Source organism: Methylovorus sp. MP688 (assembly GCF_000183115.1).
Taxonomy (GTDB): Bacteria; Pseudomonadota; Gammaproteobacteria; order Burkholderiales; family Methylophilaceae; genus Methylovorus; species Methylovorus glucosotrophus.
In genome coordinates, this window is record NC_014733.1 from 1,776,103 (window position 1) to 1,801,811 (window position 25,709).

22 protein-coding genes are annotated in these 25,709 nt (G+C 56.6%); 7 read left to right on the forward strand and 15 right to left on the reverse strand.

From position 1 onward, the window contains the following. Positions 1 to 26: 26 nt before the first annotated feature. From MPQ_RS08490 to rmuC, 6 genes are read right to left on the reverse strand one after another with little or no spacing between them, the layout of a single operon-like run. On the reverse strand, positions 27 to 425 hold the full coding sequence (locus MPQ_RS08490) for an RNA-binding S4 domain-containing protein (protein ID WP_013442503.1): 399 nt from the start codon (positions 423 to 425) through the stop codon (positions 27 to 29). Beyond that, positions 422 to 2,575, reverse strand: a complete 2,154-nt coding sequence (locus tag MPQ_RS08495) for a Lon protease family protein (protein WP_041362208.1) — start codon at positions 2,573 to 2,575, stop codon at positions 422 to 424. The genes MPQ_RS08490 and MPQ_RS08495 overlap by 4 nt, the downstream gene beginning before the upstream one ends. Positions 2,576 to 2,626: 51 nt before the next feature. After that, entirely contained in the window at positions 2,627 to 3,082 is a 456-nt protein-coding gene (gene moaE / locus MPQ_RS08500; protein WP_013442505.1) for a molybdopterin synthase catalytic subunit MoaE, read from the reverse strand. A 6-nt stretch (positions 3,083 to 3,088) separates the two neighbouring features. Beyond that, positions 3,089 to 3,340, reverse strand: coding sequence for a molybdopterin converting factor subunit 1 (gene moaD / locus MPQ_RS08505; protein WP_013442506.1), 252 nt, complete (start codon positions 3,338 to 3,340; stop codon positions 3,089 to 3,091). After that, on the reverse strand, positions 3,337 to 3,513 hold the full coding sequence (locus tag MPQ_RS13950; RefSeq protein ID WP_013442507.1) for a hypothetical protein: 177 nt from the start codon (positions 3,511 to 3,513) through the stop codon (positions 3,337 to 3,339). The genes moaD and MPQ_RS13950 overlap by 4 nt, the downstream gene beginning before the upstream one ends. 27 nt (positions 3,514 to 3,540) lie before the next feature. Beyond that, the gene (rmuC, locus tag MPQ_RS08510; RefSeq protein ID WP_013442508.1) at positions 3,541 to 4,896 is read right to left on the reverse strand and encodes a DNA recombination protein RmuC; all 1,356 of its coding nucleotides are present in this window, start codon (positions 4,894 to 4,896) and stop codon (positions 3,541 to 3,543) included. Between the two features lie 115 nt (positions 4,897 to 5,011). Here rmuC and MPQ_RS08515 point away from each other — a divergent pair, with 115 nt between their 5' ends. Genes MPQ_RS08515 through MPQ_RS08525 form a run of 3 tightly spaced genes read left to right on the forward strand, consistent with a single transcriptional unit; the run spans position 5,012 to position 8,144 of the window. Continuing rightward, positions 5,012 to 6,739 (forward strand): CHASE2 domain-containing protein, encoded by a 1,728-nt coding sequence (locus tag MPQ_RS08515; RefSeq protein WP_013442509.1) that lies wholly within the window; start codon positions 5,012 to 5,014, stop codon positions 6,737 to 6,739. Between the two features lie 2 nt (positions 6,740 to 6,741). Further along, positions 6,742 to 7,251, forward strand: coding sequence for an SH3 domain-containing protein (locus MPQ_RS08520; RefSeq protein ID WP_013442510.1), 510 nt, complete (start codon positions 6,742 to 6,744; stop codon positions 7,249 to 7,251). Next, complete coding sequence (locus tag MPQ_RS08525) at positions 7,248 to 8,144, forward strand: M48 family metallopeptidase (RefSeq protein ID WP_013442511.1); 897 nt, start codon at positions 7,248 to 7,250, stop codon at positions 8,142 to 8,144. The genes MPQ_RS08520 and MPQ_RS08525 overlap by 4 nt, the downstream gene beginning before the upstream one ends. Positions 8,145 to 8,231: 87 nt before the next feature. Here MPQ_RS08525 and typA read toward each other — a convergent pair whose 3' ends face one another. Then, complete coding sequence (gene typA, locus MPQ_RS08530; protein ID WP_013442512.1) at positions 8,232 to 10,040, reverse strand: translational GTPase TypA; 1,809 nt, start codon at positions 10,038 to 10,040, stop codon at positions 8,232 to 8,234. Between the two features lie 343 nt (positions 10,041 to 10,383). Here typA and MPQ_RS08535 point away from each other — a divergent pair, with 343 nt between their 5' ends. The 3 genes from MPQ_RS08535 to MPQ_RS08545 all read left to right on the forward strand — a co-directional run bounded on the left by MPQ_RS08535 (position 10,384) and on the right by MPQ_RS08545 (position 13,730). Further along, positions 10,384 to 11,790 (forward strand): DEAD/DEAH box helicase, encoded by a 1,407-nt coding sequence (locus MPQ_RS08535; protein ID WP_013442513.1) that lies wholly within the window; start codon positions 10,384 to 10,386, stop codon positions 11,788 to 11,790. Between the two features lie 38 nt (positions 11,791 to 11,828). Beyond that, a complete protein-coding gene (locus MPQ_RS08540) occupies positions 11,829 to 13,208 on the forward strand; it encodes a DEAD/DEAH box helicase (protein ID WP_013442514.1) in 1,380 nt (459 codons plus the stop codon). A 114-nt stretch (positions 13,209 to 13,322) separates the two neighbouring features. After that, on the forward strand, positions 13,323 to 13,730 hold the full coding sequence (locus MPQ_RS08545; RefSeq protein ID WP_013442515.1) for a hypothetical protein: 408 nt from the start codon (positions 13,323 to 13,325) through the stop codon (positions 13,728 to 13,730). 57 nt (positions 13,731 to 13,787) lie between these two features. On the opposite strand, the gene MPQ_RS08550 is transcribed toward MPQ_RS08545, so the two are convergent. From MPQ_RS08550 to MPQ_RS08575, 6 genes are all read right to left on the reverse strand, one after another. Next, positions 13,788 to 14,201 carry a group II truncated hemoglobin gene (locus MPQ_RS08550; protein ID WP_041362747.1) on the reverse strand — a complete coding sequence of 138 codons (414 nt, stop codon included), beginning with the start codon at positions 14,199 to 14,201 and terminating at the stop codon, positions 13,788 to 13,790. Next, positions 14,201 to 15,400, reverse strand: coding sequence for a formate-dependent phosphoribosylglycinamide formyltransferase (gene purT, locus MPQ_RS08555; RefSeq protein WP_013442517.1), 1,200 nt, complete (start codon positions 15,398 to 15,400; stop codon positions 14,201 to 14,203). The genes MPQ_RS08550 and purT overlap by 1 nt, the downstream gene beginning before the upstream one ends. Before the next feature lie 97 nt (positions 15,401 to 15,497). Then, positions 15,498 to 16,916, reverse strand: a complete 1,419-nt coding sequence (locus MPQ_RS08560; protein ID WP_013442518.1) for a sigma-54 dependent transcriptional regulator — start codon at positions 16,914 to 16,916, stop codon at positions 15,498 to 15,500. Between the two features lie 27 nt (positions 16,917 to 16,943). After that, entirely contained in the window at positions 16,944 to 19,301 is a 2,358-nt protein-coding gene (locus MPQ_RS08565) for a TonB-dependent receptor (protein ID WP_148225280.1), read from the reverse strand. A 204-nt stretch (positions 19,302 to 19,505) separates the two neighbouring features. Continuing rightward, positions 19,506 to 21,995 (reverse strand): ABC transporter permease, encoded by a 2,490-nt coding sequence (locus MPQ_RS08570; protein WP_013442520.1) that lies wholly within the window; start codon positions 21,993 to 21,995, stop codon positions 19,506 to 19,508. Continuing rightward, entirely contained in the window at positions 21,992 to 22,681 is a 690-nt protein-coding gene (locus MPQ_RS08575) for an ABC transporter ATP-binding protein (protein WP_013442521.1), read from the reverse strand. The genes MPQ_RS08570 and MPQ_RS08575 overlap by 4 nt, the downstream gene beginning before the upstream one ends. Here MPQ_RS08575 and MPQ_RS08580 point away from each other — a divergent pair. Next, on the forward strand, positions 22,680 to 23,321 hold the full coding sequence (locus tag MPQ_RS08580) for an arylesterase (protein WP_013442522.1): 642 nt from the start codon (positions 22,680 to 22,682) through the stop codon (positions 23,319 to 23,321). The genes MPQ_RS08575 and MPQ_RS08580 overlap by 2 nt on opposite strands. Here MPQ_RS08580 and tilS read toward each other — a convergent pair. Both tilS and MPQ_RS08590 read right to left on the reverse strand, forming a co-directional pair. Then, positions 23,318 to 24,688, reverse strand: a complete 1,371-nt coding sequence (gene tilS, locus MPQ_RS08585; protein WP_041362210.1) for a tRNA lysidine(34) synthetase TilS — start codon at positions 24,686 to 24,688, stop codon at positions 23,318 to 23,320. The genes MPQ_RS08580 and tilS overlap by 4 nt on opposite strands. Positions 24,689 to 24,708: 20 nt before the next feature. Continuing rightward, positions 24,709 to 25,677 carry an acetyl-CoA carboxylase carboxyltransferase subunit alpha gene (locus MPQ_RS08590; RefSeq protein WP_041362211.1) on the reverse strand — a complete coding sequence of 323 codons (969 nt, stop codon included), beginning with the start codon at positions 25,675 to 25,677 and terminating at the stop codon, positions 24,709 to 24,711. Positions 25,678 to 25,709 lie beyond the last annotated feature (32 nt).

Genomic DNA, 25,709 nt, shown 5'->3' on the forward strand with positions numbered 1-25,709 from the left:
AGACGCTCACCAGGTAGATCGCAGGCTTACCAGCTTCCGCCAGTAAATCGCTTGATATCGCGCAACTGGCGCTTGGTTGGACGCCCGGCGCCGCGCTCGCGCTTGCCGTGGTCAGCTTCGCGCGTGACCGCTGCATCTTCACGCTTACGCGCACTTTCCGGGGTTTCCTGATACAGCAAGGCGGCCTCGGGCGCGCCACGGCGTTGATTGGACAAGGCTATGACCTCCACTTCCATTTCCAGCTCTTTGCGGCGGATGTAAATGCGTTGCCCCACCCGCACCTCTTTGGCCGGCTTGGCGCGATCCCCATCCACATGCACCTTGCCGCCATCAATGGCATCAGTCGCCAGGCTGCGTGTCTTGAAAAAGCGCGCTGCCCACAGCCACTTGTCGAGACGGCACTTGTTGTCTTCCTGCATGCTCATCTGGCGGGCGTGTTATTGAAATAATATTGACGGAAGGCCTCCAGACTCTGCTGAACGCGCCCCATGATGCTGCCCGCTGGATATTCACCCTCGTGAAGCTCGGCGCCCGCCTCCATGCCCGTCAGCAAGGCCATGCCTTCCAGCACATGCTCAATGGCATATAAATGAAAACGTCCCTGCTCCACCGCGGTAATCACCTCTTCATCCAGGATCAGATGACGCATGTTGGCCTTGGGAATAATCACGCCCTGGCTACCATCAAGACCTACCCGCTGGCATACCCGGAAGTAGCCTTCAATCTTCTCGTTGACGCCACCAATCGCGGTGACTTCACCGTGCTGATTCAGCGCCCCCGTCACCGCAATGCCTTGCGAAATGGGCAAGCCGGACAGGGCCGACAGCAACACGAATAACTCGGCGCAAGATGCCGAATCCCCTTCCACCCCGTGGTATTCCTGCTCAAACACCATGGATGCTGCCAGCGAGAGAGGCGTCAGCATCGGAAAACTGGCAGACAGCCAGCTTTGTAGAATGAATACGCCCTTGTCATGGTTAGGGCCGCTCATCTTGACCTCGCGGTCGATGTTGATCAGGCCTTGCGCGCCAGCAAAGCAGCGTGCCGAGATACGAATCGGCGAGCCGAAACTGGCATCGCCCAGATCAATATGGCTAAGGCCGTTGATCTGCCCTACCGCACCACCGTGCAAGCGCAACATGAGTTCGCCTTCGGCAATCGAATCGCGTAGCTGCTGCTCTGGTATCTGGTGCCGTGCCAGGCGGGCTTGTTGCGCGGCGCGTACATGCTCAGGCTGGACAATGCCATGGGCGGTAGCGGCGGATGGCGCCTTGCGCATGAAAGACGCGCTTTCCTGCATCAAGGTACTAAGAGCGGCATATTGGGTACTGATGCGCGCCTGATCCTCCACACGGCGGTGCATGGCGCGTATCAGCGCCGCCACAGCATTTGCACTGAATGGCGGCAAACGCAGCTCGCGCGCCTGGTAGGCAATGAATCGGGCCATGGCAGCGTAAGCGTCCGGCGTTGCCGCAAAGCTATCGACAAAATCCACCTTGACCGGGAAATAACGTGCCAGGCCAGGCATTTCGTCATGCAATTCGTAATACTCTTCCGGCGTGGCAATCAGGACCAGTTTGACATCAGCCGCCAGTGGTTGCGGACAGAAATGCCCCGAGCCGCCTTGCCCACTGCTGCCATTGGATTCCTCGATCAGCACCTGACCATTCCGTAAAAAGCGGAACAGCTTTTCCACGATCTGGCTGCCGCTCTGCTGGTCAGAAGCCAGGTCACGCAGGTGCAGCATCAGCATGCCACCATGGGCACGCAACAGGTTGCCAGCGCGCAGACGCAGGAAGTCAGGCGTAGTCGTGCTATCCATGCCCGCATCAAAACCGCCAAACAGGGAGTGGAAAGTCGGGTCGCTGTCATAAATCACCGGTGCCATTTGCAGCTGGCGGTTATCCACCAGCAGGTTGACGCGGTAGCGATGCAAAAAGCTTTCCAGCAGGCCTTCGTTTTCCGTGCTTTGTGCAGGCACGAACACATCAAGATTTTCCAGGGTGTCGTGCTTGAGGCTTTGCAGGTATTGTTCAAACAGCGCTGTGTCGTGCTCCACATCTGCCAGCACCTCGCGCAGCGCCGCCAGCTGCTGGTCTATCCAGGCAGCGGCATCCTGACGGGCTTTATCCTGCTGCGATTTATCGCCTGTATTGGCCGCCGCATCCAGCTCGCCAAGGAGAAGCGGCAGCCCTTTGCCCAATTGGCGCAGATACTGCTCCATGGCCTGGCGCAGACGCGCTCCCACGCCTGCTGGCAGATAAAGGCTGATGGGCTTGTCGGCCTGACCAATATTCATCAGCAATACCAGATCAGGCGCTACCGGCCAGCGCGCCGCTGCAGACTGCATGGCGGATTGCATTAATACCGTGCGCCCGCTTCCCGGCTCGCCCAATACCAGCAAGTTGAATCCCGGCGCGCGCATGCCCAGGCCAAACTCGGCAGCCTGCTGCGCATCGGCTTGGCCCAGCCAGGTGGCATCGGGCTGACCATCCAGTTGGGAGGTATCTTCGAAGCCCAGGGATTGCGGAATCACCGCGGCGGTAAGAGAGGAGGAATTAAGCCTGTGTAGCATGAGCGAAAAGTGCTTTACGGGTGAGTGAATAAAATAGGGAAAAAGGACAACTCAAGCATCCTGCCAGCGTGCGCGGGCGGCATCATCGCTGCTGCGTGCATCTACCCAGCGCTCCCCTTCAGGTGTTTGTTCTTTCTTCCAGAAGGGAGCTTCGGTTTTCAGGTAATCCATAATGAATTCGCAGGCGTGGAATGCTTCGCCTCTATGGGCGCCAGCCACGGCCACCAGCACAATCTGGTCCAGGGGCTTCAGCTCGCCAATACGATGTATTACGACAGCATCCATGATATCCCAGCGTGCTTTGGCTTGTTGCACGATGGCTTCCAGAGACTTTTCCGTCATGCCGGGGTAATGCTCCAGCGTCATGCCGGCAATGGCGTCGCCCTGATTCAAGTCGCGCACCTGACCGACAAAGGCGGCCACGGCGCCAATGTCCGGACGTTGCTGACGCAGGCGGTTTATCTCGGCACCGACATCAAAGTCGTCGGCTTGCACGCGTATCGTCATGCGCGATTACCCGCCTGTCACCGGGGGAAAGAATGCGACTTCGTCCCCGTCGTGGATCTCGGTCTTCACCGGAGCCAGTGTCTGGTTTACCGCCGCGCGCAGTGATTTGCCACTGCCAAACTCTTCGGCCCATACCCCCCCGCGCGCCGCGAGCTGCTGCATGAGAGCCTCGATCGTGAGGCCAGCCTGTGGTGTCAGCTCCTCGCCCACCGAGCCCAGGGCTTCGCGCAAACGTGCGAAATACAGAAGGCGTATCATTGCAGCACATCTTCGTCGGTGAAGGCGCCGCGCTTGCCACTCAGGGCTTCGGCCATCAGCGTGATGACGCGGGCCTTGTGCTGCTCATCGGCCATCAGGCTGGAGCTGAAGGTAATGCCAAACCGGGCAGCGTATTGCTGCACCAGCATAATCATGGTGGATTCGTCGCTCATGGTGTTCCTTTCATCCTGCAAATCGTCTTACTGGTTGTCGTCTGCGAGTATATCGTCCGGCAAATCAGGCAAGGCCAGAGCCGCCTCGGCATCGCCTTGCAGCTCTACCCGCTCGATCTGGGCAAAGCGCCGTGAAATCTTCTGGCTGGTGGTATGCACATCCAGCGCATCTTCATGGGCCTGGCGAATATGGTCAGCCAGTTTTTTCATGCGCACGTCAAAGCGGCCGAATTCCTTGCCCAGTTTGCCTAGCTCATCCTTGATGATGTGTACCTGCTTGCGGGTTTCCACATCTTTCAGCACCGCACGCGCGGTATTCAGCACCGCCATCAGTGTGGTCGGCGAGACCACCCACACCCGTTTGGCCATGGCGTAATCCACCACATCGGGGTGATAAGCGTGAATCTCGGCAAACACCGCTTCAGCCGGGATAAACATCACCGCACCATCGGAGGTGACATTGGGAATGATGTACTTGCTGGCAATATCATCCACGTGTTTTTTGACATCGGCCTTGAACTGCCGTTGCGCCAGCGCGCGCTCTACCTCGGAGATGCCGCTTTCCAGCATGCGATGGTAGTTTTCCAGCGGGAATTTTGAATCGACCGCTACCGTGCCGGTAGGCTCGGGTAAAAAGAGTGCGCAGTCGACACGGGTGCCATTGGGCAGCACATGCTGCATGGCAAAGCCGCTATTAGGCAGCACATTGCGCACCAGGGCTTCCAGCTGCACCTCACCAAAGGCACCGCGCGAGCGCTTGTCACCCAGCAGCTCTTGCAGGCTGACCACATTGGTGGTCAGTCCATCGATCTTTTTCTGGGCTTCGTCGATGGTCGCCAGACGCTCCATCACGCGCACAAAGGTATCGTTGGTTTTCTTGAAGCCTTCATCCAGGCGCTCTGATACCTTGCCGCCAATTTCTTCCAGGCGGGCATCCACGGCTTTGGTCAGCGTTTCAATAGTGGCAGTCAGCTGCGAAGTGGCCTTCAGCATGGTGTCCTGGATCAGCGTTTGCTCGGCCTTGCCCTGCTCGGCGAGCGTGGTGTGCAATTTTTCCAGCACGGTTTCACGGGTCTGGGCAAGGCTGTTGGTTTGCGCGGCCTGCAAGGCCTGCATGGCGTCGCGTGTTTCTTTCAGCTCCTGGGCGACGGCTTGCCGCAGACGCTCGCTGCTATCTACTGAAGACAGACTCAAGCGATCACCGAGTTTATTGAGGCCGTCGTGCAGATCGCGCAGCATGGCGCGGTGCTTTTCCTCAAACTGCGGCATCAGCTGCGCCAGCAGCTCGCTGGCAGCATCCGGGGTTCTGGATTGACGTAAAAACAACACGATCAATGCCAGCAGGCAGGCAATCACAAGCACTAAAATCACAATTTGCATCATGTGTGAAATTATACCTGAAGCGCTGGCGATATCCCCGTTCGCAGCCGGGATCAGCCTTTAAAACCCGCGACATTTATGCCACACTCAGGCTCTTGAAAAATGCGGGAGCCCTCCGGTGATAAGACTGAAACTGCGCATAGGGCAATGGCTGGCCAACGTGACCCGTCGCTTGCACAACAACTTCTACATTTATCTTGCGGCGTTGCTGACGGTGTTTGTGCTGCTGGATGCAGGGCTGTTTCATGTTGGCGAAAACATGCGGCAGAAAGCGTTTGATTTCATGGTGCGCAGCCGTGTGCTGGCGCCCGCGCCGGACAAAGACATCGTGATCGTGGATGTCAATGAGGCCAGCCTGGCCGCCATGGCCAAGGAATACGGCCGCTGGCCCTGGCCACGCCAGGTATTTGGTGAGTTCCTTGAAAACATTGAAGCCCAGCACCCCAAGGCCGTGATCTTCGACATCCTGTTCAGCGATGCCGATGTTTACAACCCCGATAGCGACGCCTATTTCAACGACGTCATCAGCGGTACGGATAACACGTTTTTCCCCTTCCTGCGTTTGCCAGAATCAAGTGACAAGCTGAGCCAAGTCAAACCCGCCATGATTGCCGGCATCAGCGAAAGCCAGCCCAGCCAGGGCGACATGCAGGCCACGATCGCAGTGGTGCTGCCACATTTTGATGCGGCCTTGAATTCGGGGCGGCTGGGCACCCACAACATCTACCCGGACAAGGATGGCATTGTTCGCGAATACCAGCTGTATCAGGATGCTTACGGCTGGCGCCTGCCTTCACTGCCCATGACGGTGGCAGGCAAGCTTGGTTACACACTGCCACCAGACCAGAACATTCTGCTCAACTGGCGCGGCAAGCCATTCAGCTATCAGTATGTATCGTTCAGCGATGTCATGCAGGACATGGGCAGCAAAGACAAAAAGCGCCCACAGAACGAATTCACCGACAAAATCGTCATCATCGGCTCCACGGCGCCCAGCCTGTTTGATCTCAAAGCCACCGCCATGGCCAAGGCGCATCCCGGGGTGGAAATCCTGGCGACAGCTATCGATAACGTCAAACATCAGGACTATCTGAAAGTATGGCGCGGGGCGATACCCTATATCCTGATCAGCCTGTTGCTGATCTGGCTTACCACTCTGGCGTTTTACCTGAATGCCGACCGCGACCGTTTCAACAAAGTGTTCAGTTTCAGTCAGATCGGGCTCTTGGTGCTGTCATACATCGGCATCAACCTCAGCAACTTCTATCTCGACTTTACTGGCCCCATTACCTGGGCGCTGTTTTACTTCAGTATCGCCAAGATCTATGCCCTGGCAACAGACCGCGCCTTGCAGCGCTGGCTGGCCTATGGCGTCAAGGAAGGCGCCAGCGACACCCACGTCATGATCATGCCCATCCTGATCGAAAGCGATGAGCCTCTGGGCGACAGCATCATGAAGAAACTGAAGCGCCAGATTGAGCTGACCAGCCGCACACCCAGCAGCGTCGATATACTTAAAGGCGTGCAATCCGGCATCTGGGGCCTGTTTGGCGAATTGACCATGGTGAGCTGGACCTTTGCCGAAGGCCGGCAGGAATACGCCAGCGAAGCACACATGGATGCCGAACGGATCGCCAAGGCCTTGCCCAGCATGATTGCCAGCCTGGACTTGCCCGGCAAGCCGCAGGCTGTGCATACCGTTTACGAAAACAGGCTGGATGGCAGAGCGCCACTCGGCAGACAATGGCGCAGCGCATTTGCGGCAGCACTATTGCAACTCGAAGCTATCAAACCTGACGCAACGCCTGTTCAAGCAGATACCCCCACCCCATCTCCGGAGCTTTAGACATGCGATATTCCCTGACTGCCATACTGGCAGCCGCCTTGCTGGCCAGTACGCTGGCACATGCCGAAAGTGGCACAGCGCTCAAAAACGACAGCTTGCGCAAAGAACCCTATAACGATGCAAAAACCAGCGGCAAGCTGGTACGTGGCGACAAGGTCGACATCCTCAGCAAACAAGGCGCCTGGCTGCAAGTTAAAACCAGCAAGGCTTCTGGCTGGGTAAGGCTGCTGTCGGTCAAGCGTGCCGCCAGCACCGGCAATCAGGCAGCTGGCGTTCTGAGTGTCGCCAGTGGCCGTGCAGGTACTGGCCAGGTTGTCGCCACCACCGGCGTGCGCGGACTGACAGAAGATGAACTGAAACAGGCCCAATTCAGCGAGCCTGAAATCAAGCTGCTGGAAAGCTACAGCGTATCGGCAGCCGATGGCGCACAGTATGCCAAGGCAGGCGGCCTCAAGCCCATCAAACTGGGTTACTTGCCCAAACCCGTGGCAACGCAGGGAGAGAATCCATGAAAAAAACCGCATGGGCATGTCTCTTCGCTTCGCTGTTCAGCCTCCCGCCACAAGCCATGGCATTTGATCTGGGGGGAGCACTGAAAGATGCGGTTGAAAAAAATGCAGGCGACCTGATCAACAACAAAAACTCGAACGACGCCGATACCACGCCAGCCAACCCGGAAGCCAACAGCCTCGCCAGCATCAACTGGAAAAGCCCGTCCAGGGACGAAGAAATCAAACTTGGGCGTGAAATTGCAGGCAATCTGCTGGGCGCCGCGCCGCTGGTGAAAAATCCGTCATTGCAGCAATACGTCAACCGCGTGGGTCGCTGGGTAGCCAGCCAGAGTGAGCGTAGCGATCTGCCATGGCACTTTGGCGTGATTGATAGCGATGACATCAATGCCTTTGCCGCCCCCGGTGGCTATGTATTGATTACCAAAGGCCTGTATAAACGCCTGCAAAACGAGGCCCAGCTGGCCGGTGTGCTAGGGCATGAAATAGCCCACATCGTGCAAAAACACCAGCTCAAGGTACTGCAAAAACAGCAATTGCTGAGCGTGGGGGCTGGCCTGCTTAGCGGCAAGGTCGCCAAAGGCAACCAGACCATCGAGAAAGTCATCGGCAGTGGCGCCGAAATCAGCGCACGCAGCCTGGACAAGGATGCCGAATACGAAGCCGACCGCATGGGGCTGATACTGGCAGCTCGCGCTGGATATGATCCTTATGGCTTGCCAGAGGTATTGAGTGGTCTGGAAGATATCAGCAGTAACGATGGCAGCATTGCCCTGCTATTCAAGACACACCCTGCACCTGAAGAGCGCCTGGCGGCCCTGGGTGCTGCCACGGCAAAATCTGGCAACCTGCCCACGGGTAAAACACTGGAAAAACGCTTGCTACCGCTCCCATAAATTCAGCGGCATCCGGGCAATAAAAAAGGCACTGCAGATGCAGTGCCTTTTTTCATTCCTTGTCAGGAACCGTGCAACCCTCGGAACTTAGTCCTTGGATGCGCGCTTGCGCTCATGCTCTTGCAGGTAGCGCTTGCGGATACGGATGGATTTCGGTGTCAATTCCACCAGTTCATCATCATCGATAAACTCCACGGCAGATTCCAGCGTTAATTGCACGGCAGGAACCAGACGCACAGCTTCGTCAGTACCAGAAGCACGCACGTTGGTCAGTTGCTTGCCCTTGATCGGGTTAACAACCAGATCATTGTCGCGACTGTGAATACCGATCACCATGCCTTCGTACAGGCGGTCACCAGGTACGGAGAACATACGACCACGGTCTTGCAGCTTCCACAATGCGTAGGCAACAGCTTCGCCTTGCTCGGAGGAAATCAGCACACCATTGCGACGACCTGGCATGTCGGCTTTTACCGGTGCGTATTCATCAAAAATGTGTGCCATCAGACCGGTACCACGGGTCAGGGTCAGGAATTCGCTCTGGAAGCCGATCAGGCCACGTGCGGGGATCTTGTATTCCAGGCGGGTACGGCCATTGCCATCCGATTCCATGTTTTGCAGCTCACCACGGCGACGGCCCAGTTCTTCCATCACGGCGCCCTGAGTGTCATCTTCCAGGTCCACGGTCAGAATTTCATAAGGCTCACACTTCTGGCCGTCGATTTCACGGTACACCACACGTGGCTTACCCACGGCGATTTCAAAACCTTCACGGCGCATGTTTTCCAGCAGAATGGTCAGGTGCAACTCACCACGACCGGACACGCGGAATACGTCAGCATCGGCAGTATCTTCAACGCGCAAGGCCACGTTAACCAGCAGTTCCTTGGTCAGGCGGTCACGAATCTGGCGGCTGGTGATGAATTTGCCTTCAGTACCGGCCAGTGGGGAGGAGTTCACCATGAAGTCCATGGTCAGGGTAGGCTCGTCCACACCCAGGATTGGCAGGCCAACCGGCTTTTCACGGTCCGCAATGGTCACGCCGATACCGATTTCTTCAATACCGGAAATAATCACGATGTCGCCAGCTTCGGCTTCTTCGACTGGCACACGCTCAAGGCCGCGGAAACCCAGCACCTGATTGATACGGCCCTGGCCGGTTTGCGTATCGCCATTCATGACGACAACCACTTGGCCTGGCTTGATACGGCCATTCAGAATACGGCCCACACCCAGACGACCGGTGTAGCTGGAGTAATCCAGCGCGGAAATCTGCAATTGCAGAGGCGCATTGCTATCGCCTTGTGGCGGTTGCACGTGGCTCAGGATGGTTTCGAACAATGGACGCATATTGTCCGACTCGTTCTTGAGGTCCAGCGTCGCAAAGCCATTCAGTGCAGAAGCATAAACCACAGGGAAATCCAGCTGTTCATCCGTCGCGCCCAGATTGGCGAACAGATCAAAAGTCTGGTTGATCACCCAGTCAGTACGTGCGCCCGGGCGGTCCACCTTATTGATGACCACGATAGGACGCAGACCAAGTGCCAGTGCCTTCTTGGTTACGAAGCGGGTTTGCGGCATGGGGCCTTCCACCGCGTCAACCAGCAGCACCACACCATCCACCATGCCGAGAACGCGCTCAACTTCGCCGCCGAAGTCGGCGTGCCCTGGCGTATCCACGATATTGATGTGGGTGCCTTCATAGTTAACAGCGGTGTTCTTGGCAAGAATGGTAATGCCGCGCTCTTTTTCCAGATCGTTGGAATCCATCACGCGTTCAGATACCTGCTGATGCGATGCAAAGGTGCCTGCCTGCTGCAGGAGCTTGTCCACCATAGTGGTTTTGCCATGGTCAACGTGAGCGATGATGGCGATATTACGAAGATTGCGCGACATGTGTTTTGAGCCAGTCCATTAGAAAGGGCGCGATTTTAACACAAAAGCTTTGACAAACTGATGACAATCTATATACTTCGGCCTTCGATGAATTTGTAGCGTAGCCCTCAAAGGCCTGTTCTGCAAATATTTCGGTAATTCATCGCCCTAGCCCTCTCGAAGCCCATTGCTGTATTTGTGGCTCTCCAGTTTTTTACCGGTTAGTGGCTATGCCCGTGCGCCGGTAGAAATACACCTCCAAAATTTAGTGTATTGCGCCTAACGTTGCTGACAACTTATGTTGTGTAGCTGATTGCGTCCTGCTTGCGCCCTTTGTTTTAGTAATTCACCTTAAGGGAAAATTGTGTCCGTAACTTTTGAAACTCTGAATCTGCATCCTTCCATCCTGCGTGCGCTGGAGGAAGCTGGCTATTCCACCCCTACTCCTATTCAGGCTCAGGCAATTCCTGAAGTCCTGGCTGGTCACGATCTGATGGCTTCTGCCCAGACCGGCACCGGCAAAACCGCAGCGTTCACGCTGCCAGCCCTGAACCTCCTGGCTGACATCCATCCGTCCAAGAGTCGTGGCCCACGTATTCTGGTATTGACCCCAACCCGCGAACTGGCAGCCCAGGTAAATGATGCTGCCCGCAAATACGGCAAGTTCATGCGTGCCCGTACCGTCAGCATCGTCGGTGGCATGCCTTACCCACTGCAAAACAAGCTGCTGTCGCAGCCACTGGATATTCTGGTAGCGACTCCAGGCCGTCTGCTGGACCACATGGAACGCGGCCGTATTGATATGTCCCGTCTGCAAATGTTGATCCTGGATGAAGCGGATCGCATGCTGGACATGGGTTTCATGCCCGATATCGAACGCATCAACGAAGCCCTGCCACGCGAGCGTCAGACCCTGATGTTCTCGGCCACCTTTGAAGGCCCTATCGCCAACATCGCCAAAACGCTGCTGAAGGATCCTAAAGTCATCCAGATCGCCGCACAAAAAGAAAAGCACGCCAATATCGAACAGCGCCTGCACTTTGTGGACGACATGAACCACAAGAACAAGCTGCTGGAACATCTCCTGATCGCTCCTGATGTTAACCAGGCTATCGTCTTCACCTCCACCAAGCGTCACGCTGACCTGCTGGCTGAAGATCTGTATGCTGCTGGCCACAAGTCTGCCGCGCTGCATGGCGACATGACCCAGGGTGCCCGCAACCGCACGCTGACCAAGCTGCGTCACGGCGATGTGCGTGTACTGGTAGCTACCGATGTGGCAGCCCGTGGTATTGACGTACAAGGCATTACCCACGTAATCAATTACGATCTGCCGAAGTTTGCCGAAGACTACGTTCACCGTATCGGCCGTACTGGCCGCGCTGGTAACACCGGTGTCGCTGTTTCTTTCGCTTCCCATGCAGACCGTCATCAATTACGCAAAATTGAGCAATATACTGGTCAGCGCATTGAGATCACGGTGATCGAAGGTTTTGAGCCTAAGCGTCCAGCCCCACGCACCGATGACCGCGGTAGCAACGGTCGTCCACGTAGCGGCAATCCTGGCAGCAAGAGTGGCTTCAAGCCACGCGGCCAGGGCGGCTATGCTGGCAACAATCCACGCTCGGCTTCCGGCGCAGGCAATTCCGAAGGCAATCGTGGCTTCGGTGGCCGTAGCGAAGGTAATCGCAGCGAAGGCAACCGTGGCAATGACAAGTTTGGTGGCCAGAAGCGTGCTGATGCGCCTCGCCGTCCACGCAATTTTGCGTAAAATGTCCTGTTAACCAACAATAAAGCCCATAGACTACATTGAGTACAGAAAACATTCGTTTCGCAGACCTGGGGTTGGCGCCTGAAATTCTCAAGGCGCTGGAAGAGTTTGGCTATACCGTGCCCACGCCGATTCAGGCGCAGGCCATTCCCGTCGTGCTCCAAGGGCACGACCTGATGGCCGGTGCCCAGACCGGTACCGGTAAAACCGCCGCCTTTTCACTCCCCTTGCTGCAAAAGCTATTGCCGCAGGCGAGCAGCAGTGCATCGCCAGCTCGCCATCCAGTGCGGGCGTTGATTCTGACGCCGACACGGGAGCTCGCCATTCAGGTAGAGGAAAGCGTCAAGGTGTATGCCAAGCATACGGCCCTGCGTTCGCTGGTGGTATTCGGTGGCGTGGACATCAAGACGCAAACCCCCAGCCTGATGAAGGGTGTGGAAATTCTGGTAGCGACCCCCGGTCGCCTGCTGGATCACGTGGAACAGCGCACCGTGCAGCTCGGACAAGTGCAAATGCTGATTCTGGATGAAGCAGACCGCATGCTGGACATGGGCTTTATGCCTGATCTCAAGCGCATCCTGGCGCTGCTGCCTAAAAAGCGGCAAAACCTGATGTTCTCGGCCACCTTCTCCAATGACATCAAAAAACTGTCCGAAGAGTTTCTGACCAACCCCAAGCTGATCGAAGTCGCTCGCAGCAATGCAGCGTCTGACAAAGTGACGCAGAAGGTGTATCAGCTCGACAAAGACAGCAAAGACAGCTTTCTGGCCAAGCTGCTGCTGGAAAGCAACAGCGAGCAAACCATCGTATTTACCAAAACCAAGCTGACGGCAAGTCGTCTGGCGCGGCAACTGGTACGCGAAGGCATTGCAGCAGATGCGATCCATGGCGACAAAAGTCAGCAGGAACGCATGCAGGCGCTGGAAGCTTTCAAGCAGGGCAAGGTAACCACCCTGGTAGCAACCGATGTTGCTGCACGCGGACTGGACATTGACCAGCTGCCCATGGTGATCAACTTTGAGCTGCCAAGTGCCCCTGAAGACTACGTGCATCGCATTGGTCGTACGGGCCGGGCTGGCGCTTCAGGCACCGCGATTTCGCTGGTATGCCCAGAGGAAGAAAAATACCTGAAGGAAATCGAAAAGCTGATCAAGCGCGAGATCCCGCGGGAAACGGCCGTAGTAGCAGAACGGCCTCGCGAGCGCGCAAGAGAAGCCCGCGAGCCACGCGCCGATTCGGCAGATCGCAAACCCTCAGCTCCACGCTCCCCTGCCCCACGCAAAAATCAGGACCCCTGGTTTGACAAGCCCTATGAACCCTCCGGCAATGCCGAGGTGAAACAATCCATGGGCTTGGCACGCAACAAGCAGAAAAAAGAAGTAGCAGCGCTATTAGGTGGCTTGCTAAAGCGCGACTAGCCTTTATAATCAGAACATCTACTCATAGGCCGCATAATGCGGCCTTTTTGTTGTAGAAAAACAAGGGTTAATACCTTCTAAAAAACTAAAAATCAGAGTCAGGGAGTTTTACGAATGAAAAAAATCACTATCGCCATCATGACGGCGGTAGCGTCGCTTTCGGGCTGCGCGACCATCACTCAAGGCACACAACAGGCTATTTCCTTCAAGCTTGAGCCAAAAGAAGCCATTTGCGAAATCATGCGTGTAGGGGACGGAAAACTAGGGCGCGTTAGCGGTACGTCAAATACCATCTTTGTCGGCAAGGATAAGGATGACATCGTGGTGACCTGCAATGCCGAGGGCTATGAGCAATCCACCACCAAGGTCGTTTCGGGTGCCACAGGCGCAGGCGTTACCGGCGTTTTGATTGATTTCGGCATTACCGACATGATTACGGGTGCCATGTATCGCTACCCTGAGGAAGTCACCATCGTCATGCAGAAGGTGAAAGCGGAACCTGTCGCAGCGGTTACGCCTTAACTCTCGCATCCGTCACGGTAGCCGATGGCTGTCGTGACGGATATTCAAGCTTGCAGCTCAACCAGGCTTATTCCGCATAAAATCGGCCACACCCCACAGGGCCTCAGCCAGTTTGCGCATGACCTCTTCTTCCACGCCTATATCATGCATGGCTCGCACCATGCAGTACATCCACTGATCGCGCTGCTCTTCGCCAATCGCAAATGGCAGATGGCGACGACGCAAAAAGGGATGACCATAGCGCTCAATATAAAGCTGCGGGCCACCCGTCCAGCCAGTCAGGAACATGAACAGCTTTTCACGCGCTTCGGTAAGGTCAGCCGCATGAATGGCGCGGAGATTGGCGGCTTTTGGGTCGCTGTCCATGACATCGTAAAAGCGCTCGACCAGGGCGCGAATCTGATCCACACCACCCAGTAACTCGAAAAACGTAGCCTTGCTGCTGCCGGGTTCGCCTATCTTGTCCAGCATCATGCTTCTCTGGGTTTAACCAACGAGGCCGCCAAGTGCGCGCGGGCGCGGGCTTCATCAACGCCAGGCGCCGTTGCCAGCGCAACCCCCATGCGACGACGTACAAAGGATTCGGGCTTGCCGAACAGGCGAATATCGCTCTCCGGCACGCGCAATGCGGCGTCCAGCCCTTCAAAGACCAGGGCATCGGTATCCACGCCGCCGTAGATAACGGCACTGGCGCCTGGCGCCAGCATGCGGGTATCCACCGGCAAACCAAGAATGGCGCGAGCGTGCAGTTCGAATTCGTTAAAGCGCTGGCTGGCCATGGTCACCATGCCGGTATCATGTGGACGCGGACTGACTTCGGAGAACCAGACCTGATCACCTTTGATGAACAATTCCACACCAAATAAACCCAGCCCGCCCAGACTATCGGTGACCGCCTTGGCGATACGTTGTGCTTCAGCCAGCGCCTGGGAGGTCATGGCCTGTGGCTGCCAGCTTTCCACGTAATCGCCACTTTCCTGGCGGTGGCCAATCGGCTCGCAAAAATAGGTCTGGATAGCGCCTGTGGAATCCTTTGCGCGCAGGGTCAGCAGGGTAATTTCAAAATCAAACGCAATCTGGCCCTCCACAATCACGACCCCCTGATTGACTCGCCCTGCACTGGCGGCGTAATCCCAGGCTTTTGCCACCTGATCCTGAGAGGTAATGCGCGATTGCCCCTTGCCGGAAGACGACATGGTCGGCTTCACAAAACAGGGATAGCCGATGCCGTTATCAATCGCGGCCTGCAGTTCCTGCTCACTACGGGCAAATGCATAAGGGGAAGTGGGCAGGCTTAAGGTTTCGGCGGCCAAGCGGCGTATGCCCTCACGATTCATGGTGAGTTGCACCGCTTTTACCGTGGGCACTACCGTCGACAGGCCCTGCTCTTCAATACGGGCGAGCACCTCGGTGTTCAAGGCTTCAATTTCGGGAACAATCAGATGCGGCTTTTCCAGGGCGACCAGCGCCTGCAGGGCGTCGGCATCGGTCATGTCGATCACATGGCTGCGGTGCGCCACCTGATGGCCCGGTGCATTGGCATAACGGTCCACGGCAATCACTTCAACACCCAGGCGCTGTAGCGCGATGATGACTTCCTTGCCTAGCTCACCGCTACCAAGCAGCATGACGCGGGTGGCACTGGGCGTGAGGGGGGTACCAATATTCATGATCGCTCCGGAGGAATGAAGCGTGCATTTTATCATGCGGGCAGGTGCTTGACCTATGCCGCGTGCGGCGTGTCTGGATTAGCTGATGGGAGATAAATCAGGCACGAATGCCGTGTTTTTCCATGCGATAGCGCATTGCCATGCGGGTAATCCCCAACTGGCGCGCCGCTTCGGAAATATTGAAATGGGTTTGTTCCAGGGTTTTTTCGATCATAAGCTTTTCAGCAGCATCCAGCGTCATGCGGGTAGCCGCCGCCACATCTTCTGTCGCTGTCGTAGTCAGCTTGACGTTTGCCACCAGTTCCACGGGCAGCGCCACATCCTGTAGTCTGATTTGAGCGGTCTTGCTAAGCAACACCGCCCGGCTGATCTGATGCCGCAGCTCGCGCACATTGCCAGGCCAGCGATAGCGCATCAGCATCTCGGTCACTTCCGGCGAAAATACGCGCTTTTCCAGGCCATACCGGCGCTCGGTCTGCGTCGCAAAATGCTGGGCAAGCAGAAGAACATCACCACCGCGGTCGCGCAGCGGCGGCATATTGAGGGATAACACATTCAGGCGATAAAACAGGTCGGAACGAAAGCGACCGTCAATCACCATCTGCTGCAAGTCGCGATTGGTAGCGGCAATAAAGCGCGCCATCACCGGCCGCTCCTTGGTGGAGCCTATGCGGCGCACCACGCGCCGCTCCAGCACATTCAAGAGCTTGGCTTGCAGGGTCAATGGCAGCTCGCCGATTTCATCCAGAAACAGCGTGCCATCTTCGGCCGCTTCAATCAGGCCGCAACGCGCATTCTGCGCACTGGTAAATGCGCCCTTCTCATGACCAAACAGCTCGTTTTCGATCAGTTCGCTCGGCAGGGATGCACAATCCACATGCACAAACGGACGATCACTATTTTTGCAGGACTGGTGTAGCAGGCGTGCCACCACGTCCTTTCCGGTTCCGGTCTCGCCGGAAATCAGGATGGTAGGCGGAGCAGCCTCAACTGACACCAATTGGGCAATGCGCTCCACCTGTGTTCGGATAGCTTGTATGGGGGCACTTTCCCCCAGCATTTCAATATTTTCAGTTTCGTGGGAATTGCGCTGGCGCGAGTAGTCCAGCTGGCGTTTGAGGTTGGTCGCGTTTTCCGCTTTCTCTATCGCCAAGAGTAATTCTTCAAGGTCTACCGGTTTTTTAATGTAATCGGTCGCCCCTTGCTTCATGGCATTGACGGCATCCATCACATCGCCATGGGCGGTGAGCACAATCACGGCGACACCTTTTGCCACCAGATCAGAGAGCAGCTCCAATCCGTTTCCATCTGGCAATCGCATATCCAGCAATGCCAGATCGGGTGCAAACTGCCGTGCCAATGCACGGCCGTCTGCAATCGATTCTGCATGCTCGCACTCGTAGCCCGCCTTTTGCAGGCGTTTGGCTACGGCACGAGCAAATACTGCTTCATCTTCAACAAGCAAGATACGCATCCTGGGTTTCACATTTGCATGATGTGCAGCCGATTCTTCCATGATGGTTGCTTGCATGTGGTTTAGCGCTTAGTTAGCATCCGCAACGCTAGGCTTGGCACCGCCAAATTCCCAGCGCACACCGATCCAGCCGGCACGAGGAGCACCTGGTGAACGCAAGCTTGCACGCTCGTCATCCCCACCAAGGTATGCACCATTCGCACCGAAGAAGCTTTCGCCTATCATGCCGCCATTGCTGTATTCACGATCAAACACATTGATTGCCTTGGCGAATACACTCCAGCCCTTGCCGATGTTGTAACGTGTATCCAGGTTAACAATGGTGTAACCGCCGATCTTGGCGCCTTCACCTTCGTCCTGGTTGTTTTCGTTACCACGGGCATACTGGTCAGAGAAGGTCACGATATTGGTACCGACCACCCATTTAGGCGTGATCGAGTATTGACCGCGGAACTTCAACTGATGGCGGGGGATACCCACCATGTTGTCACCCTTGCGCACCTGAATAGAAGTACCATCCGAGGATGTATTCACTTCATTGGCAATGGTGAAGTCGCTTTCATAGGTGGCCTTGATGTAGCTATAGCCGACATTCCAGTCAAACGCACCATAATGACCGCTCAGACCAGTATCCAGACCAATACGACGGGTCCTGCCTACGTTATCGAAGTAACCGCGACCAGGCACGTTGGCATAAATGAACTGAATGTCGTCGGTATTCTGCGCACGATATACGCTGGCATTCCAGCGAACATCCTGCGTCAGATTACCGCGCAAACCAGCCTCATAGGTCTTGGCAACCACTTGCTTGAGCGGTGGATCCCCGGCCATGGCGTTAGGCAGTCTGCAAGGCTGGTCAGGATTGGCACAACCCAACTCAATCGCGGTAGGAGCACGGCTGCCTTCGTTATATGAAGCATAAGCCGTCAGATCACGCGTAGGTGTGAAGGTCAAGCCAATCGCCGGATTGATACGATTGAAACTATGGTCACCCGACAAAGACTCCTCGCCATCCGGAATCAGCTTGTCTGTGTTTTCCACCTTGGTATGGTTGTAACGGGCAGAACCAGTCAGATGCCAGAACTCATTCAGCGACAGGGTATCGGTCGCGAACACGCTCCAGGTTTTAGTCTTGCCGGTCAGGTTCACAGCGGCTTCATCCGAGAACAGACCCAGGCCCGTGATCGAACGTGAATCCGTCAAGTTACCGTATTCAGTGGATTGGGTGAAACGCGTTTTACTGTAGTCATAGCCCATACCAACGATGAACTGGTTCTTCTTTTGCAGCCAGTCCTGATTGAAAGTCAGCTGCGTAGTGAACCCATAGCTGTCTTTCTTGGATGTGCTGCGATTAAGTGCGCCACCGCACTCCTCATCAGGTGATGAAGATCCCGTACAGTCGGCCTGAAAATCGGCTGCCTCCACATCATCATTACCATCACCATTCAAGGTCTTGGTTTTCGCATGACGGTAATAGGCATTACCGCTCAGCATCACATCATCGTTGAACCAGTGTGCGCCGTTCAAATTCAGCATGGACATGGTGTTTTTGGTCTGGTCAGGACGCGTCAGGATAGTATCGCGACCCAGCGTGCGCAGCATGCTGTTAGGCGTAAGACCGTTACCGATCATGTCGTTATCAGCACCGGTATAGCTGAGGTTGATCTGAGTGGTTTCATTCTGCCAGCCCACCTTGCCAAATACCTGGCGAACATCGGTGGGGGAATATTTACGCCAGCCATCTTCCGTGAAGGAGTTGGCGGAGAAGAAGTAATCCACCGAACCATCCTTGGAAACACCGCCGTATTCGGCAGAGGCTGCCTTGCGGCCCCAGGAGCCGGTGTAGGCTTCCACGGCACCACCAGGGTTGGTACGACCGCTCTTGGTCTGGATGGAAATAGCACCGCCCAGGGTATTCAAACCGAACAAGGGATTGGAACCAGGAATCAGCGACATGCCCTGAATGGCATTCATCGGGATCAGATCCCAGCTGACAACATCACCGAAAGGCTCATTCACACGCACGCCATCCACAAACACGGACAGACCTTGCGGCGTGCCGAGCAATGGCGATGCGGAGTAACCACGGAAGTTAATATCAGGCTGGAAAGGATTGTTCTGGGTATCATTGACGTTTACACCGGCCAGGTTCTGGTTCATGTAATCGGCAATGGTCAGGCTGCCCTGATTGCGCATATCTTCGCCCTTGACGACCTGGATATTCGCAGGCACTTGCTCAAGAGGCAAACCGATAGACTGCAAAGGTGTCGTGCTGACAACTTCCAGCTTTTTAACTTTGAGGGTATCGGCCTTCTGCTCTTCGGCAGATTGCGTCGTTGTTTCTGCCACCGCAAAATGCGGAACAGCAAACAAACTGGCCACTATCACCGCTCCCGCGTTGAGGCGGAATCTGGTTGTTTGATTCATGGTCTCTCCACTAATTTCCACTGTTAAAAACGTTAGCTGCTACACAAGTTTCATGCCAGTGAACGAGAGAAAGAGATAAGCCTTTAATACTAAACATGGAAATAAAATTTCAGCGCATATGACATGGTTGCATTCTACAACCAAATTGGTTGTATACAACCACCATATTGGCTGTATACAACCAATTACAACCACCTTGGGGGGTCAGGTGCTATGCAGAATTTCGCGCGGTGAAAAACGCAAAAAGCGCCGGAGCACCCACCAGGAGGCCATCGGGATCAATACCATCGCCAGGACTATCGTCAGGATGCTGGTCTGCCAGTTAAAGCTGAAAGGAATATTCAGCACCTGCTGACTGATATAAAACGCCAGCCCATTGGCGATCAGGCTGGCCACCAGCGCCGCCATCAAGCCGACGGCGAGATACTCGACCCATACACTTTGCCGGATCTGTCTGGTCGAAGCGCCGAGGACCCGCAACAGGGTCGCCTCTTTCACACGCTCGCGCCGGGTCGCCACCAGCGCCGCATAGAGCACAATCAAGCCAGCCAATACGCTAAAGCCAAAAATGTATTGCAAAGCGCTCGTCATCTTGTTGATAATCGCCTGCACCTGCTCCAACACCGCCGCGACATCAATCACTGTCAGGTTGGTGAATTGCTGCACCAGGCGATTGAGCATGTTTTCCCGGTCACGCGGCACATGCAGACTGGTCAGGTAATTGGCGGGCATGGCATCCAGCACACCGGGTGGCGTCAGGGCAAAGAAATTCGCCCGCATGGTATCCCACTCCACCTTGCGCAGGCTGCTGACCGTCAGTTCCAGCGGTTGCCCGGCGACGTCATAGCTCAGATGATCACCCAGCTTCACATGCAACATATCGGCGATGCCCTGCTCCAGCGAAAGCAACGGTTGGCCCGCCTGCTCTGGCGTCCACCACTGCCCTGCCAGCAAGCGATTGTCGTCTTGCATGTCCGCAGCCCAGGATAAATTGAACTCGCGCTCGGCCAGCCGCTTGGCGCGCTCATCCTTATAGCTGGCAATGTCCAGCGGCTTGCCGTTAATCGCGGTCAGGCGCGCCCTCACCATGGGGTGCAGCTCTGGCGTCGGCAGGCCTTCCTGTTTAAAAAATGCCTTGATCGCGTCCAGCTGATCCGCCTGGATGTTAATGACAAACCGGTTAGGCGCATCCGGCGGCAGGGAAGATTGCCAGTTATGCAGCAAATCACCGCGTATCAGGGCCAGCAACATGAGCGCCGCCATACCCAGGCTGAAACCCAGCACCTGTGCCATGAAGAGTCGGGGCCGACGCCGTATGGCAGCAAGACCCAGTTGCACGGCTCCCGATTGCTGTTGCGGCAAGGCCAGCAGCAAGCGCCGCAACAAGCGGGTTAAAGCGAGCACGGCAATGATCAAGGCAGAGAAACCACCAATCGCGGCCAGGGCCAATTTGATATCCCCGGCATGCCAGGCAATCAGCCCAAATGCCAGCAACACGCTGGGTGTGTATTGCCAGACCGTAGACCATGATGGCAAGGCAATATCCTGCCGCAAAATATGCAAGGCGGGCACGTTGCGCAAACGCAGCAGGCTGGGCCACATCACGGCCAGCAAGGTCGCAAAGCCAACAATAAATCCGGCGAGTGCGGGTTGCCAGCTCGGGGCCGGCAAAGTCTCGACAAACAGTTTACCCGCCAGCCAGCCCAGGCCCAGTTGCCCAACAAACCCGAGCAGGCTGCCCAGCGCACTGCCGATCACCGCCAGCATCAGCGTCTGTAATAAAAGAATTCGCGAGATAAGCTTGCCGGAGGCGCCAAAGCAACGCATCAGCGCATAGCTATCCTGACTGCTCTGCACATAGGGCATGGCCGCCAGAAACATCGCCACCATCGCCAATACCACGCTCACCATGGCGGCCAACCCGAGAAATTGCTGGGTTTTCTCCAGGGCATTGCGGATTTCCGGCCGGGCTGTCGCCAGATCCTGCAAACGTTCGCCGCGGGCCAGCAGCGGCTGCGCCCAGTCGGTATAGGTTTTCATGGCACCGGCATCGGCTGCCAGCAGCAGCTGGTATTTCACCCGGCTGCCAAACTGGATCAAACCTGTCGCCTGCACATCCGCCGCGTTCATCATCACCCGGGGGGCAAAGCTGAACATATCGCCGCCACGCGATGCCTCGCTATAAAGAATAGCACCCACCTTGAAACGACTATTGCCGAGCTCCAGGCTATCCCCTTCTTGCAATTGCAAGCTATTCGCCAGCCGGGGTTCTATCCATACCGTACCGGGGGCGGGAATCCCTTTTGCCTCATGCGCAGTTCCGCCGTTCTGCTGGATCGTCAGCGCGCCACGTAAAGGAAAGCCCTCCCCCAGCGCCTTGATTTCACTAAGCTGGCTGCGCTCGCCGCTCAGGACCATGCTGGGGAATTCCAGCGTATGGCTGATCTGTATATTGGACTGCCTGGCCTCTTCGGCAAAGCGCGGTGGAATGGGATGATCCGCCACAATGACGGCATCGGCGCCCAGCAGCATGGCCCCTTGGCGCGCCAGCGTGGATTGAATGCGGTCGGTAAAAAATCCGACGGAAGTCGTCGCCGCCACCGCCATCACCAGGGCGAGCAACAGCACCCGGATTTCGCCTGCGGCCCACTGACTGCGCAGCTGACGCCAGGCCAGGTTGAATGCCAGACTCATGCCACACCTTCCAGCTCAACGATACGGCCCTGCTGCAGGCTCAGCACGCGGCTGCAGCGATTCGCCAGCTTGAGATCATGCGTCACCAGTACCAGCGTGGTGCCGGATTCGGCATTGAGCGCGAACAGGAGCTCGATGATGTTTTCGCCTGTAGCCGCATCAAGATTGCCTGTGGGCTCATCGGCAAACAGGATGGCAGGCCGCGGCGCAAATGCCCGTGCGATGGCGACCCGCTGCTGCTCACCTCCGGAAAGATGACGTGGGTAATGCGAGAGGCGATGCGCCAGCCCGACACGTTCCAGCGCGGCCATGGCCTGCGATTTGGCATCGTCACGACCCGCCAGCTGCAAGGGCAGCATGACATTTTCCAGCGCCGTCAGCGTAGGCAAGAGTTGAAACGACTGAAACACAAAGCCCATGCTGCGTGCTCGCAGGGCCGCGCGTCCATCTTCATCCAGCGGTGCGATATCCTGCCCCTGGATCAGCACTTTCCCCTGCGTGGGGTTGTCCAACCCGGCGAGCAAGCCCAGCAAGGTGGACTTGCCAGAACCGGAACTGCCGACAATGGCAATCCGCTCGCCTGCTGCAATCGCCAGATCCAGTCCACTCAGGATGACCAGCGGGTTACCATTACTGTTAACATGTTTATCGAGTTTTACTGCTTCAACTGCCAAAGGTTTCTGCATGATTTTCCGTTTACTGATCATTACGTTTTTTTCGTGTTGCACCGCGCTCACCGCCATGGCGGCCGCGCCATCCAGCAATACTGCACCCGTCATTCTGGTGTTCGGCGACAGCCTGTCGGCTGGCTATGGTATTCCGCGTGAATCGGGCTGGGTCAGCCTGCTGCAGCAACGCCTGCAACAACGCGGGCTGCCGCATCGTGTCGTCAACGCCAGCATCAGCGGCGAAACCACCAGCGGTGGCCTGAGCCGCATCGCCGAGGCCGTGCGTACGCACCAGCCCTCGCTGGTGCTGGTGGAGCTGGGGGCGAATGACGGCCTGCGTGGCCTTCCCGTTGAGCAGATGCAGCAAAACCTCAACAAGATCATCGCCACCAACGAGGCTGCCAAGGCCAGGACCATCCTGATCGGCATGATGATTCCCCCCAACTATGGCCCTCGTTATACGCAATCGTTCAATGGCAGCTTCCGCGAGTTGGCAGAAGCGCACAAATTGCCGCTGGTGCCCTTTCTGCTGGAAGGCGTGGCAGGCAATGCCAGCCTGAATCAGGACGATGGGCTGCACCCACGTGCCGAAGCTCAGGAGCGATTGCTGGATAACGTATGGAAGGTGCTGGCACCTGCACTGAAAATCGCGCCTTAATTGGCATCTTTCAAGGGGCTGCCAGTCCAGCATATCAGCAGCCCGTCTTCATGCGACTGCGCCCGCAAATGGCTGGCCATGCCGATACCCGGCACCCAGATCAGTTGATCCTCAGCAAACACCAGCGGTAACTGCTCGCGCTGCCAGGGTGGCATGTCAGCCTCCTGCAGCCAATGCTTGAGCGACCGGCGTGGTCGATTGGCATAGGGCTTGAAATGCTCACCGCCTTGCCGGTGGCGAATATGAAGGGGTTTCCCGGACAGTCGGTTCAATGACAATCCGGCGCCCCGCTGTTGTTCAAACTTGAGCTGGCTACCGTCAGGCAAGGCGACCACAGGCTGTTGATCCCAGACGATATCCAGATCGGCAGACTTGCGTTGGGCTACCACATAGGCATGTCCACGATACCGCCGCAGCCACAAGCCCTGTTCGCCATCCAGCAGCAAGGCGAGTTTGGCATCATCTGCGGCCGTTAGCAGTTGCCGCAGCATTTCCTGCAGATGCTCGCGATGCGGCAGGTAACGCAAGCGTGACGATAACCACCAGCGCAGCAGATTGCGCGCGCGCGTCTCGCCCAGCGCCTGCAAGCGGGCCACATTCAAAGCATTACCACGCAGGGTATCGGCGGCATCCAGCTCTGCCAGCGCCATCTGCAGGCTCTCGGCTTCGGCCGCATGCAGCGCACTGCGTGCAAGCGCCTTGCCTGCGCCAGGGAATCGCTGCTCCAGCAGCGGCAACACTTGCTGGCGACAAAAATTGCGGTCGTAATGGGTGTCTTGATTGCTTTCATCTTCCACCCATTCCAGCTGATGCTGCGCGGCATACTCGGCCAGCTGCGCACGTGAAATATCCAGCAAGGGACGCAGCAGCCGTTGCTGGGCATCGTGACTCGCCATGGCGGCAAGGCCGCGCATGCCTGCGCCGCGCAGCAATTGCAGCATGACGGTTTCCGCCTGGTCATCCTGATGATGGGCCAGTACCACATAATCGGCGTGGGCCGCCCGCATGGCTTCATAGCGCAGATGCCGTGCAGCGGCCTCCAGCCCCTGCCCGCTATCGCGCGGCACCTGCACATGCACCACCTGCAAGGGAATAGCATGGCTGGCGCACAGGCGCTGGCAATGCTCCGCCCACTGATCGGCATGCGGACTCAAGCCATGATGCACATGCATGGCGGAAAGCCGGATGCCGGGGTTATTGGGTAGCGTCGCAAGCAGGTGCAGCAAAACGCAGGAATCCAGCCCACCGCTCAGCGCGACGAGCAAACGGCCTTCAATATGGTGTTGGGTAATGAATTGCTGCAGATGTTGCTGCAAGCGGGAGGAATGAAGCGCCCCGGCAGAACCCGGGGCGGCAGAATGTGACATCGATGGAGGCGGCGATTTGTCTATTTGACGGTAACTTCCTTGAATTCGCCGTAGCTCATCAGGCGCTCATACCGGATCGTAAGCAACTGATCAACAGGAACCGCCTGCAAGCGCAGCAGCTCTTCGGCAATGGCACGCCGCAGATTCTGCATCATGACTTCCGGGTTGCGGTGGGCGCCACCCATAGGTTCGCTAACGATACGATCCACCAGACCGGCTGTCTTCAGACGGGTGGCAGTAATGCCCAGGGTTTCCGCGGCCACCGATGCCTTGTCGGCGCTCTTCCACAGAATCGAAGCACAACCTTCTGGCGAGATCACGGAGTAAGTGGAGTATTGCAGCATCATGAGATGATCGACCACACCCAGTGCCAACGCACCGCCAGAGCCACCCTCACCGATGATAACGCCAATGATCGGGGTCTTCAGTTCGGCCATGACGAACAGATTGCGGGCAATCGCTTCAGACTGGCCGCGCTCTTCCGCTCCAATACCAGGATAAGCACCCGGGGTATCAATCAGGGTAATAATCGGCAGGCCAAATTTCTCGGCCAGGCGATAAAGACGCAGCGCCTTGCGATAGCCTTCAGGGCGTGGCATGCCAAAGTTGCGGTATTGACGTTCTTTCACGTCACGACCTTTTTGATGGCCGATCACGACCACGGGCTGACCTTCAAAACGGGCCAGGCCACCGACAATCGCAGGGTCATCGGCAAAGGCACGGTCGCCGTGCAATTCTTCAAAATCGGTAAACATGCCCTGAATGTAATCCAGGGTATAAGGACGCTGCGGATGACGTGCTACTTGAGAAATCTGCCAAGCGTTGAGCTTGCTGTAGATTTCCTTGGTCAGGCTCTGGTTTTTTTGCTGCAAGCGGTCAATTTCTTCCGAAATATCCAGCGCAGAGTCGTCCTGAACGTAACGCAGCTCTTCGATCTTGCCTTCCAGCTCGGCGATCGGCTGCTCAAATTCCAGGAAACTCGTTTTCATATCTTTGGCCATGCAAACTCTACCGTTTTCTA

Bases quoted from the DNA above. Each gene is read 5' to 3' on its own strand.
- MPQ_RS08580 (WP_013442522.1), top strand. From the start codon at position 22,680: ATGATTTTCCGTTTACTGATCATTACGTTTTTTTCGTGTTGCACCGCG.
- MPQ_RS08590 (WP_041362211.1), bottom strand. From the start codon at position 25,677: ATGAAAACGAGTTTCCTGGAATTTGAGCAGCCGATCGCCGAGCTGGAA.
- MPQ_RS08565 (WP_148225280.1), bottom strand. From the start codon at position 19,301: ATGAATCAAACAACCAGATTCCGCCTCAACGCGGGAGCGGTGATAGTG.
- moaD (WP_013442506.1), bottom strand. From the start codon at position 3,340: ATGATACGCCTTCTGTATTTCGCACGTTTGCGCGAAGCCCTGGGCTCG.
- MPQ_RS08520 (WP_013442510.1), top strand. From the start codon at position 6,742: ATGCGATATTCCCTGACTGCCATACTGGCAGCCGCCTTGCTGGCCAGT.
- typA (WP_013442512.1), bottom strand. From the start codon at position 10,040: ATGTCGCGCAATCTTCGTAATATCGCCATCATCGCTCACGTTGACCAT.
- MPQ_RS08560 (WP_013442518.1), bottom strand. From the start codon at position 16,916: ATGGAAGAATCGGCTGCACATCATGCAAATGTGAAACCCAGGATGCGT.
- tilS (WP_041362210.1), bottom strand. From the start codon at position 24,688: ATGTCACATTCTGCCGCCCCGGGTTCTGCCGGGGCGCTTCATTCCTCC.
- moaE (WP_013442505.1), bottom strand. From the start codon at position 3,082: ATGACGATACGCGTGCAAGCCGACGACTTTGATGTCGGTGCCGAGATA.
- MPQ_RS08490 (WP_013442503.1), bottom strand. From the start codon at position 425: ATGAGCATGCAGGAAGACAACAAGTGCCGTCTCGACAAGTGGCTGTGG.
- MPQ_RS08525 (WP_013442511.1), top strand. From the start codon at position 7,248: ATGAAAAAAACCGCATGGGCATGTCTCTTCGCTTCGCTGTTCAGCCTC.
- MPQ_RS08575 (WP_013442521.1), bottom strand. From the start codon at position 22,681: ATGCAGAAACCTTTGGCAGTTGAAGCAGTAAAACTCGATAAACATGTT.
- purT (WP_013442517.1), bottom strand. From the start codon at position 15,400: ATGAATATTGGTACCCCCCTCACGCCCAGTGCCACCCGCGTCATGCTG.
- MPQ_RS08545 (WP_013442515.1), top strand. From the start codon at position 13,323: ATGAAAAAAATCACTATCGCCATCATGACGGCGGTAGCGTCGCTTTCG.
- MPQ_RS08495 (WP_041362208.1), bottom strand. From the start codon at position 2,575: ATGCTACACAGGCTTAATTCCTCCTCTCTTACCGCCGCGGTGATTCCG.
- MPQ_RS08570 (WP_013442520.1), bottom strand. From the start codon at position 21,995: ATGAGTCTGGCATTCAACCTGGCCTGGCGTCAGCTGCGCAGTCAGTGG.
- rmuC (WP_013442508.1), bottom strand. From the start codon at position 4,896: ATGATGCAAATTGTGATTTTAGTGCTTGTGATTGCCTGCCTGCTGGCA.
- MPQ_RS13950 (WP_013442507.1), bottom strand. From the start codon at position 3,513: ATGAGCGACGAATCCACCATGATTATGCTGGTGCAGCAATACGCTGCC.
- MPQ_RS08550 (WP_041362747.1), bottom strand. From the start codon at position 14,201: ATGCTGGACAAGATAGGCGAACCCGGCAGCAGCAAGGCTACGTTTTTC.